General features: G+C 40.7%; 1 protein-coding gene. It reads right to left on the reverse strand.

What is annotated here, in order from left to right; genetic code table 11:
- Nucleotides 1–297 (reverse strand): DNA polymerase (locus KVT34_RS30115; protein WP_254635245.1); only part of this gene is annotated, 297 nt, incomplete at both ends.

Consider the following 297-nt stretch of genomic DNA (forward strand, 5'->3'; position numbering starts at 1 on the left):
GCTTCTAAAACAATCTTCCGTTGATATTCCGGTATACGTTTGTAAGCTGATTTAACTGCATTTACAATCTTCGCGCACTCATCTAATGTTTTACGAATCAGATATTTCGTTTTAAAAGTGAACTGAAGGGCATGCTCCGTACCTCCATATGTGATACCGAAATTCCCTGCCTTGGCGTCTGTACGTTCTTTCTTCACAATTTCTTCCTCAGGTTTTTCAGTCATAACAGATGCGGTTCTTCGGTGCATATCACCACCTGTATTAAATAGCTCAATCATTACTTCGTCGCCAAGTCGG

Source organism: Paenibacillus sp. GbtcB18, from assembly GCF_019091125.1.
Taxonomy (GTDB): Bacteria; Bacillota; Bacilli; order Paenibacillales; family NBRC-103111; genus Paenibacillus_F; species Paenibacillus_F chitinolyticus.